This is a genomic window from Streptomyces sp. 13-12-16, from assembly GCF_002114215.1.
Lineage (GTDB): Bacteria > Actinomycetota > Actinomycetes > Streptomycetales > Streptomycetaceae > Streptomyces.
In genome coordinates this window covers 1-10,210 of the sequence record NZ_NCTE01000050.1, presented here as the reverse complement: position 1 = coordinate 10,210, position 10,210 = coordinate 1, and the positions used below count along the sequence as shown (strand labels likewise).

The window sequence follows — 10,210 nt, the reverse complement described above, 5'->3', positions numbered from 1 at the left end:
CCCGGGCCCTGCACCGCGGGACGGCGGCGGGAGCCGGGGCGCGTGTGCCCCGGCGGGGATTCCGGCCACGTGCCCGGCGGCACGGATCGACGGGACGGTCGGAGCGTGGCCGACGCGGAACCGGGAGCCCCGGGTCCGGCGCGGTCCGGACGAGAGGCCCTGGGCACCTTCCGCCTCGGACCGGTCCGCCCCGGCGAGCGACGCCCGTGAACGCTCCTGCCCGGGTCCGGGCCCGGCCACCGGGACCGGCGTGACACACCCGTGTGAACGGTCGCACACGCACCGCGCCCGAGCGAAGCCCGCCGGCCACGAGGTTCAGCGCCCTGATGGGACGTGGTTCCGGCGGGGCACGGAACCTGCGGCCGCACGGGGTGCGCGGTGCGCTCCCGGTGGCGGTGGGTATGCGGGCGGTGGCTCCGGGCGGCGTGCTCTTCGGTATGCGGATCGTGACTCCGCGCGAGGAGCTCCCGGCGGACCTGGGATGCGCAAGCCCTCGTCATCGGCCGGGCCCGGGGTGCGGGTATGCCTGTCGTCCGCCGTGCGGGGGTGTGGAACCCCTGCCGTCGGCCGTGCTGGGGCGCGGGTGTGCCCGTCGCCCGTCGCGCGGAGGCGTGGAAGCCCCGTCGTCCGCCGCGCCCGGGGTGCGAGAACCCCGTCCACCAGCGCCTCGGCGGCAGCCGCCAGGTGCCCACTGCTCGTTTCGCCGCGGATGCCGCATCCTTGAGTTGTGGAGTTCCTCGGGGACGAGTCGGTCGAGCGGAAGGGGAGGGCGCAAGGGATGAGTTCCGGCGCACCTGCTCATAACGCTTCGGTGCACAACCAGGGACACGGTGCCGCGGACCAGACGTCCGCAAGGCACCATGGACCGATGCGCGACGACGAGGCGGGCACTGCCCAAGGGGCGATCGGTGCGCTCGTCCATCGCGCGGTCGACGGAGACGAGCAGGCCACGCACGATCTGCTCGCCCACGTCCACCCCCTGGCGCTGCGCTACTGCCGCACCCGGCTGTCGCGGCTGCCCGGCGACGCCCGGCACTTCGTCGAGGACCTCGCCCAGGAAGTCTGCGTCGCGGTGCTCCTCGCGCTGCCCCGCTACAAGGACACCGGCCGGCCCTTCGAGGCGTTCATCTTCGCCATCGCCTCCCACAAGGTCGCCGACCTGCAGCGCGCGGCGATGCGGCACCCCGGCTCGACGGCCGTGCCCTCCGACGAGATGCCCGAACGCCCCGACGACTCCCTCGGCCCCGAGGAGCGCGCCCTGCTCAGCAGCGACGCGGAATGGGCCAAGAAACTGCTGGCCAACCTGCCCGAGAACCAGCGCGAGCTGCTTCTGCTGCGGATCGCCGTGGGCCTCACGGCGGAGGAGACTGGACAGATGTTGGGAATGTCACCCGGTGCCGTCCGGGTGGCCCAGCACCGCGCGCTGAGCAGGCTGCGCGCCCTGGCGGAGCAATAACCCCCGCCACCGCGCCGCCCCTTCGGCATACGAACGGAATATGAACGGAAGATCAGCCGTTCCCGTACGAACATACGAAGCCCGGAGCCGTGCGAAGCCGTGGAATGAGACACCCGCGCTTCCCGTTAGCATGGACATCCGCACCGATCAAGGCCATTTGGGGAAGGTGTCATGACTGCCAACGTCGACGGAGTGCCCGGTAAATTCGCGACACTCGGGCTGACCTACGACGACGTGCTGCTGCTGCCGGGCGCGTCGGACATGGCGCCCGACCAGATCGACACCGCCTCGTACGTCTCCAAGAACGTGCGGGTCAACATCCCGCTGCTGTCCGCCGCCATGGACAAGGTCACCGAGTCGCGCATGGCGATCGCGATGGCCCGCCAGGGCGGCGTCGGCGTCCTGCACCGGAACCTGTCCATCGAGGGCCAGGCCAACCAGGTCGACCTGGTGAAGCGCTCCGAGTCCGGCATGGTGACCGACCCGATCACCATCCACCCGGACGCCACGCTCGCCGAGGCCGACGCCCTGTGCGCCAAGTTCCGCATCAGCGGCGTCCCGGTCACCGACGGCAACAAGAAGCTGCTCGGCATCGTCACCAACCGCGACATGGCCTTCGAGACCGACCGCTCCCGTCAGGTGCGCGAGGTCATGACGCCGATGCCGCTGGTCACCGGCAAGGTCGGCATCTCCGGCCCGGACGCCATGGAGCTGCTGCGCCGCCACAAGATCGAGAAGCTTCCGCTGGTCGACGACGGCGGTGTCCTCAAGGGCCTGATCACGGTCAAGGACTTCGTGAAGGCCGAGAAGTACCCCAACGCCGCCAAGGACGCCGAGGGCCGGCTGCTGGTCGGTGCCGCGGTCGGTGTCGCCGGTGACGCGTTCGAGCGCGCCCAGGCCCTGATCGAGGCCGGCGTCGACTTCATCGTCGTCGACACCGCGCACGGCCACTCCCGCCTGGTCGGCGACATGGTCGCCAAGATCAAGTCGAACTCCTCCGGCGTCGACGTCATCGGCGGCAACATCGCCACGCGCGACGGCGCCAAGGCCCTCGTCGACGCGGGCTGCGACGGCATCAAGGTCGGTGTCGGCCCCGGTTCCATCTGCACCACGCGTGTCGTCGCCGGCGTCGGCGTCCCGCAGGTCACGGCGATCTACGAGGCCGCGCTGGCCGCCAAGGAGGCCGGTGTCCCGGTCATCGGCGACGGCGGCCTGCAGTACTCCGGTGACATCGCCAAGGCCCTCGTCGCGGGCGCCGACACGGTGATGCTGGGCTCGCTGCTCGCGGGCTGCGAGGAGTCCCCGGGCGAGCTGATGTTCATCAACGGCAAGCAGTTCAAGTCGTACCGCGGCATGGGCTCGCTCGGCGCCATGCAGACCCGCGGCGACCGCAAGTCGTTCTCCAAGGACCGCTACTTCCAGGAGGGCGTCGCCTCCGACGAGCAGCTCGTGCCCGAGGGCATCGAGGGCCAGGTGCCCTACCGCGGCCCGCTCTCCTCGGTCGTCCACCAGCTCGTCGGCGGCCTGCGCCAGTCGATGTTCTACGTCGGCGGACGCACCGTGCCCGAGCTCCAGGACAACGGCCGCTTCGTACGGATCACCTCCGCGGGCCTCAAGGAGAGCCACCCGCACGACATCCAGATGACGGTCGAGGCTCCGAACTACAGCCGCAAGTAGGCGGCGGGCTTCCCGAGGGCGGCTCCGGAACATCCGGGGCCGCCCTCGCGTGACGTCCGGGGCGGTGGGCGCCGCGGCCGTACGGGATACTGGAAGGCGCTGCAACGCATCAGGGAAAGGCCACAGACGTGACTGAGATCGAGATCGGGCGCGGCAAGCGCGGCCGCCGGGCGTACGCCTTCGACGACATCGCCGTCGTCCCCAGCCGCCGTACGCGGGACCCGAAGGAGGTCTCGATCGCCTGGCAGATCGACGCCTACCGCTTCGAGCTGCCGTTCCTGGCCGCTCCCATGGACTCCGTCGTCTCCCCGGCCACCGCGATCCGCATCGGCGAGCTCGGCGGCCTCGGCGTGCTGAACCTCGAGGGCCTGTGGACGCGCTACGAGGACCCGCAGCCGCTGCTGGACGAGATCGTCGGCCTGCCCGCCGAGGCGGCCACCCGCCGCCTCCAGGAGATCTACGCCGCTCCCATCAAGGAGGAGCTGATCGGGCAGCGCATCAAGGAGGTGCGCGACTCGGGTGTGGTCACCGCCGCCGCGCTCTCCCCGCAGCGCACCGCCCAGTTCTCCAAGGCCGTCGTCGACGCGGGTGTGGACATCTTCGTCATCCGCGGTACGACGGTGTCGGCGGAGCACGTCTCCGGCGCGCACGAGCCGCTCAACCTGAAGCAGTTCATCTACGAGCTCGACGTCCCGGTGATCGTCGGCGGCTGCGCCACGTACACGGCCGCCCTGCACCTGATGCGCACCGGTGCGGCGGGCGTCCTCGTCGGCTTCGGCGGCGGCGCCGCGCACACCACGCGCAACGTGCTCGGCATCCAGGTGCCCATGGCCACCGCGGTCGCCGACGTGGCCGCCGCCCGCCGCGACTACATGGACGAGTCCGGCGGCCGGTACGTGCACGTCATCGCGGACGGCGGTGTCGGCTGGTCCGGCGACCTGCCCAAGGCGATCGCCTGCGGCGCCGACTCCGTGATGATGGGCTCCCCGCTGGCCCGCGCGACGGACGCGCCGGGCCGGGGCAACCACTGGGGCATGGAGGCCGTCAACGAGGAGCTGCCGCGCGGCCAGAAGGTCGACCTCGGCACGGTGGGCACGCTGGAGGAGATCCTCACCGGCCCGTCCCACACCCCCGACGGCTCGATGAACCTCTTCGGCGCCCTGCGCCGCGCGATGGCCACGACCGGCTACAGCGAGCTGAAGGAGTTCCAGCGCGTCGAGGTGACGGTGGCGGACTCGCAGCACCGGCGGTAGTCGTTCGACGGCTTTGAGGAGGCCGGTCGCCCTGAGGGGGTGACCGGCCTCTCCTGCGTGTTCAGGGGCGTGTGCGGGGACGCGTGGCGCGGTGCGGGGCGCACGGTGGCTTTATTCAGGGCGAATACACGAGGGAAGGCCCTGCGCGAGTCGGTGACGTCCCTGTCCGGCGACCCCGTCAACCCCCGTGGCACGGCAACCCTCCGCGCGCCCCCACCTCACAACCGGTGCGCCGCCCCCGTAGGCGTGGCTCCCCGCGTGTCCAGCATCAGCTGGGCCTTCACCGACAGGCCCTGGAGGTCGTACGTGCGGTGATGCTGGAGGAGGATCGTCAGGTCGGCGTCGGCGGCGGCCTCGTAGAGGGAGTCCGCGCGGGGGACGGGGTGGTCGAGGACGTTCCAGGACGGTACGTGCGGGTCGTGGTAGCTGACGGACGCGCCCAGCTCCATCAGCCGGACCGCGATCTCCTGGGCCGGGGAGCCCTGCCGGTCGGCGAGGTCGGGCTTGTAGGTGACGCCGAGGAGGAGTACCCGCGCGCCGCGCGCGGACTTGCCGTGCTCGTTGAGGAGGGCGGCGGCGCGCTGCACGACGTAGCGCGGCATGCGGTTGTTGACCTCCTGGGCCAGTTCCGCCATGCGCAGGGTGCGGCCCGCGTGGGCGGTCAGGTCCTGGGGGACGGCGTGACCGCCGACACCGGGGCCGGGGCGGAACGCCTGGAAGCCGAAGGGCTTGGTCTCCGCGCATCTGAGGACGTCCCACAGGTCGATGCCCAGGTCGTGGCAGAGGGCGGCCATCTCGTTGACGAGGGCGATGTTGACGTGCCGGAAGTTGGTCTCCAGGAGCTGTACGGTCTCCGCCTCGCGCAGGCCACGCGCGCGTACCACCTTGTCGGTGATGCGTCCGTAGAAGGCGGCGGCCGACTCCGTGCAGGCGGGAGTGAGGCCGCCGATGACCTTCGGGGTGTTGGCGGGGGTGTGGTCGCGGTTGCCGGGGTCGACCCGGCTCGGGGAGTAGGCGAGGTGGAAATCGCGCCCCGCGCGCAGGCCCGAACCCGATTCGAGCAGGCGCAGCAGGTGCCCCTCCGTCGTTCCGGGGGGTACCGGGGACTCGAGGATCACCGTGGTGTGCGGACGCAGCCGCGCGGCGAGGGTGCGGGCGGCCGTCTCCACCTGGCCCAGGTCCAGCCCGCCGTCCGCACCGCGCGGAGTGGGTGCGCAGATGACGGCGGTGCGCACCCGGCCGAGCTCGGTGGCGTTGGCGGTCGTACGGAAGCCCTGTGCGAGCATGCGGCGCTGTTCGGCGGCGCTGAGGGAGCCCTGCTCGGGGCCGGTCCGGTAACCGATGGTGGAGATGCCGGCGGCGACGGCGGCCTGGGCCAGGGGCAGGCCGTACGGGCCGAGTCCGATGACGGCGAGGTCTGCGGGCATGGCGTGGACCGTCCTTCCCAATAACCGGAGTGCGACAGGTGCGCAAGCCCTGTGGACTGGACAGGCGAGCGCAATGTCAGACTAGGAGTAAATATGACCGATATGCGGGATTGGTCGGCTGAGTTTCGGTGAGTCGTCCCGCACGGGTTGTCCACAGGCTGAGGGGTCCGTGGTGGCTGAAGTCGGGCAAGCCGGTCAGAATTTGGGCATGAGGGTGGGGGACCGGGCTTCGCCCGACGGGTGCGGCCGATGCGACCGATGAGCGGGAGGCAGCGGTGAGGACAGCGACACTGGGGCCGGCGCAGCGCGCCGAATCACTCGCGTACATGGCCGAGCACGAGCTGGACGTGCTGGTGGTGGGCGGCGGCGTGGTCGGCGCGGGCACGGCGCTCGACGCCGCGACGCGCGGCCTGTCCACGGGCCTGGTCGAGGCGCGTGACTGGGCGTCGGGCACCTCCAGCCGGTCCAGCAAGCTGATCCACGGTGGCCTGCGCTATCTGGAGATGCTCGACTTCGTGCTCGTACGGGAGGCGTTGAAGGAGCGCGGCCTGCTGCTGGAGCGGCTCGCTCCGCATCTGGTGCGCCCGGTGCCGTTCCTGTACCCGCTGCAGCACAAGGGCTGGGAGCGGTGGTACGCCGGATCGGGCGTCGCGCTGTACGACACCATGGCGATGGCCCGGGGACACGGGCGCGGTCTGCCCGTGCACCGCCACCTGACCCGTCGTCACGCGCTGCGGGTGGCCCCCTGTCTGAAGAAGGACGCGCTGGTCGGGGCCCTGCAGTACTACGACGCCCAGATGGACGACGCCCGGTTCGTGGCGACGCTGGTGCGCACGGCGGCGGCGTACGGCGCGAAAGCCGCCAACCGTGCGCGGGTCACGGGCTTCCTGCGCGAGGGCGAACGCGTCGTGGGCGCCCGGGTGCAGGACGTCGAGGGCGGCGGCGAGTACGAGATCCGCGCCAAGCAGATCGTCAACGCCACCGGGGTGTGGACCGACGACACCCAGGCGATGGTCGGGGAACGCGGACAGTTCCACGTACGGGCCTCGAAGGGCATCCACCTGGTCGTCCCCAAGGACCGCATCCACTCCACGACCGGGCTCATCCTGCGCACCGAGAAGTCCGTGCTGTTCGTCATACCCTGGGGCCGGCACTGGATCGTGGGCACCACGGACACCGACTGGGACCTCGACAAGGCGCACCCGGCCGCGTCCAGCGCGGACATCGACTACCTGCTGGAGCACGTGAACTCGGTGCTCGCGGTGCCGCTGACGCGGGACGACGTGGAGGGCGTGTACGCCGGTCTGCGGCCGCTGCTCGCCGGTGAGTCGGACGCCACGAGCAAGCTGTCCCGCGAGCACACCGTGGCGCATCCGGTACCCGGGCTCGTCGTGGTGGCGGGCGGCAAGTACACGACGTACCGGGTCATGGCCAAGGACGCGGTGGACGCGGCGGTGCACGGACTCGACGTGCGCGTCGCCGACTGCGTCACCGAGGACACGCCGCTGGTCGGCGCCGAGGGCTACCACGCGCTGTGGAACGCGCGGGCGCGGACGGCCGCGCGCACCGGCCTGCACACGGTACGGGTGGAGCACCTGCTGCACCGGTACGGAGCGCTGGCGGAGGAGGTCCTGGACCTCATCGCCTCGGACCCCTCACTGGGCGAGCCGCTCCGGGCCGCCGACGACTATCTGCGTGCCGAGATCACCTACGCCGCCTCGCACGAGGGCGCGCGGCACCTGGACGACGTGCTGACCCGGCGCACCCGCATCTCGATCGAGACGTTCGACCGGGGGACGCGCAGCGCCCGCGAGGCGGCCGAGCTGATGGCGCCGGTGCTGGGCTGGGACAAGGATCAGACCGAGCGCGAGGTGCGGCACTACGAGAAGCGGGTGGAGGCCGAGCGGGAGTCGCAGCGGCAGCCCGACGACCTGACGGCGGACGCGGCACGGCTGGGGGCCCCGGACATCGTGCCGTTGTAGCCGCGATCCGCGATCCGCGATCCGCGATCCGCGAGCCGAGAGCCGCAGGCCACGAGTCGTGGGCTGCGATCCGCGCTCCGCGAGCTGCGAGTCGTGGGCCGTGAGCCGCCGGTCACCGGCCCGAATCACTCGAACGGGTGGCGGGATCCGGGATCTTCGTTCGGAACCCGGTCGTTCTAGGAGGTGCGAGGGCAGAACTCGGCCGCGAGCACCGCGGGTTCGAGACCGGGATCAGCCATCGACTCCGTGTTCACGCGGAAGGTGAGGACACGCCGGCCGTCGACCGTGGCCGCGGTGCGCACGTAGCTGCCGGAGATGCGCCCGTTGTGCCCCCACACCGTGGTGCCGCACGGAAGCGTCACAGGAAACAGGCCCATGCCGTACGAGCCGTGTGCGGTGCGGGTGTCGAGCATCTCGCGCAGCCGGCGCGGGGGCAGCAGTTCACCGCCGAGCAGGGCCGCGTAGAAGCGGTCCAGGTCGGCGAGCGTGGTCACCAACTCACCCGCGGCACCGGCCACCTGCGGATCGAGCCGGGTGACGTCGGTTCCGTCGGCCGCGTAGGAGCGGCCGTGCGGCGAGGGCAGAGAGGTCAGGGAACCCGGGAAGGAGGTGCCCGTCAGACGCAGCGGAGCGATGATGCGGTGCTCGGCCTCGGCGGCGTACGAGCGGCCGGTGACCCGTTCGACGACCAGGCCGAGCAGGACGTAGTTGGTGTTCGAGTAGGAGAAGCGGCCGGGGTCGGCCGGGGGGTGGGTGAGGGCGATGCGTACGGCCTGAAGAGGGGTGACCGGCACGGTGCCCCGCGTGTCCGCGGAGAAGTCGTACAGGCCGCTGGTGTGGGAGAGCAGGGAACGCAGGGTCAGCGTGCGGCCGTCGTTGCCCGCTCCACGCACCAGGCCGGGCAGATGCTTCTCCACGGTGTCGGACAGCGACAGGCGGCCTTCGTCGGCCAGTTGCAGGACGACCGTGGCGACGAACGTCTTGGTGATGCTGCCGGCGCGGAAGTGGTCGGCGCGCTCGATGTCCGGGCCGGCGTCGGCGTAGCGGGTGCCGGTCCCCTCCAGGGCGAGCAGGGCCGCGGCGGGGGCGTCCCCCCGTGTGACCAGCAGCGGAAGGAGCACGTCCGTAGGCGGGACGGCCGGGGCCGAGGAGGCGGTCGGGGCCAGGGCGAGCAGGGCCAGGGACACAGGAACGGCCAGTAGTGTCCGTAGCGGCGGCATCCCGGATCCTCCCATGTCGGAGGCCCATCATGCAGGGCGGGGGGACGCGTCCGTCACCCGGGTGCCGGGCGCGCCGGGCCCGGTGTGCGGCCAGAGGCACCCTGGGCGTCGACCACTTGTCGGGTGAGGGACAATGAAGGCTCTGTCAGGGCGGGTTGCATGAGGGGACGCATGTCGGAGGCGGAGCGGGCGGGGACATCCCGTCAGGACAAGAGCGCACGTCTCCTCGCCGGGCGGTACCGGCTGGGAGATGTGCTCGGCCGCGGCGGCATGGGCACGGTGTGGCGGGCCCAGGACGAGACCCTGGGGAGGACCGTCGCCGTCAAGGAGCTCCGCTTCCCGTCGAACATCGACGAGGACGAGAAGCGGCGGCTGATCACCCGGACCCTGCGCGAGGCCAAGGCGATCGCGCGGATCCGCAACAACAGCGCCGTGACGGTCTTCGACGTGGTCGAGGAGGACGACCGGCCCTGGATCGTGATGGAACTCGTCGAGGGCAAGTCGCTCGCCGAGGCCATCCGGGAGGACGGCCTGCTGGAACCGCGGCGCGCGGCGGAGGTCGGCCTCGCCATCCTGGACGTCCTGCGCTCCGCGCACCGCGAGGGCATCCTGCACCGTGACGTGAAGCCGTCGAACGTGCTGATCGCCGAGGACGGCCGGGTCGTGCTCACGGACTTCGGCATCGCCCAGGTCGAGGGCGACCCGTCCATCACCTCGACCGGCATGCTGGTCGGCGCCCCCTCCTACATCTCCCCGGAGCGGGCCCGCGGGCACAAGCCGGGGCCGGCGGCCGACCTGTGGTCGCTCGGCGGGCTGCTGTACGCGGCGGTGGAGGGCACTCCGCCGTACGACAAGGGGTCCGCGATCGCGACGCTCACGGCGGTGATGACCGAGCCGCTCGACGAGCCGAAGAACGCGGGACCGCTCAGGGACGTCATCTACGGTCTGCTCAACAAGGACCCCGCCCAGCGGCTCGACGACAGCGGCGCCCGGGCCATGCTGAACGCGGTCCTTGCCGCGCCCGCGTCCAAGGAGCCCGGGGAACCGGCGGACGCGACGAAGGTCGTGCCGCTGCCCGAGCAGCCGGACGAGCGGGCGGGCGCCGGGGGCAGGCGCGGCGAGGAGGCCGGGGAGAAGCTGCGGGGCGCGCTGCGTTCCGTGCGGAAGGCGGCGGTGGCGGCCGGCTCGGCCGGTG

At 71.8% G+C, this 10,210-nt stretch carries 7 protein-coding genes; 5 read left to right on the top strand and 2 right to left on the bottom strand.

What is annotated here, in order from left to right; translation table 11 throughout:
- Positions 1-868 precede the first annotated feature (868 nt).
- The 3 genes from B7767_RS02385 to B7767_RS02375 all read left to right on the top strand — a co-directional run bounded on the left by B7767_RS02385 (position 869) and on the right by B7767_RS02375 (position 4,386).
- Positions 869-1,456, top strand: a complete 588-nt coding sequence (locus B7767_RS02385) for a sigma-70 family RNA polymerase sigma factor (protein WP_030829597.1) — start codon at positions 869-871, stop codon at positions 1,454-1,456.
- 171 nt (positions 1,457-1,627) lie between these two features.
- Complete coding sequence (gene guaB / locus B7767_RS02380; protein WP_085570628.1) at positions 1,628-3,133, top strand: IMP dehydrogenase; 1,506 nt, start codon at positions 1,628-1,630, stop codon at positions 3,131-3,133.
- A gap of 128 nt (positions 3,134-3,261) precedes the next feature.
- Complete coding sequence (locus tag B7767_RS02375) at positions 3,262-4,386, top strand: GuaB3 family IMP dehydrogenase-related protein (protein WP_085570627.1); 1,125 nt, start codon at positions 3,262-3,264, stop codon at positions 4,384-4,386.
- 218 nt (positions 4,387-4,604) lie between these two features.
- Here B7767_RS02375 and B7767_RS02370 read toward each other — a convergent pair whose 3' ends face one another.
- A complete protein-coding gene (locus tag B7767_RS02370; protein WP_085570626.1) occupies positions 4,605-5,813 on the bottom strand; it encodes a nucleotide sugar dehydrogenase in 1,209 nt (402 codons plus the stop codon).
- A 275-nt stretch (positions 5,814-6,088) separates the two neighbouring features.
- Here B7767_RS02370 and B7767_RS02365 point away from each other — a divergent pair, with 275 nt between their 5' ends.
- Positions 6,089-7,795 carry a glycerol-3-phosphate dehydrogenase/oxidase gene (locus tag B7767_RS02365; RefSeq protein WP_085570625.1) on the top strand — a complete coding sequence of 569 codons (1,707 nt, stop codon included), beginning with the start codon at positions 6,089-6,091 and terminating at the stop codon, positions 7,793-7,795.
- A 176-nt stretch (positions 7,796-7,971) separates the two neighbouring features.
- On the opposite strand, the gene B7767_RS02360 is transcribed toward B7767_RS02365, so the two are convergent.
- Complete coding sequence (locus B7767_RS02360) at positions 7,972-9,015, bottom strand: serine hydrolase (RefSeq protein ID WP_085570624.1); 1,044 nt, start codon at positions 9,013-9,015, stop codon at positions 7,972-7,974.
- A 171-nt stretch (positions 9,016-9,186) separates the two neighbouring features.
- On the opposite strand from B7767_RS02360, the gene B7767_RS02355 reads away from it, so the two are divergent.
- Positions 9,187-10,210: serine/threonine-protein kinase (locus B7767_RS02355; protein ID WP_143652154.1), on the top strand; the 1,024-nt coding region annotated here is incomplete at its 3' end.

Coding starts and splice junctions, on each gene's coding strand:
- B7767_RS02385 (WP_030829597.1), top strand. CDS start 869: ATGCGCGACGACGAGGCGGGCACTGCCCAAGGGGCGATCGGTGCGCTC.
- guaB (WP_085570628.1), top strand. CDS start 1,628: ATGACTGCCAACGTCGACGGAGTGCCCGGTAAATTCGCGACACTCGGG.
- B7767_RS02370 (WP_085570626.1), bottom strand. CDS start 5,813: ATGCCCGCAGACCTCGCCGTCATCGGACTCGGCCCGTACGGCCTGCCC.
- B7767_RS02360 (WP_085570624.1), bottom strand. CDS start 9,015: ATGCCGCCGCTACGGACACTACTGGCCGTTCCTGTGTCCCTGGCCCTG.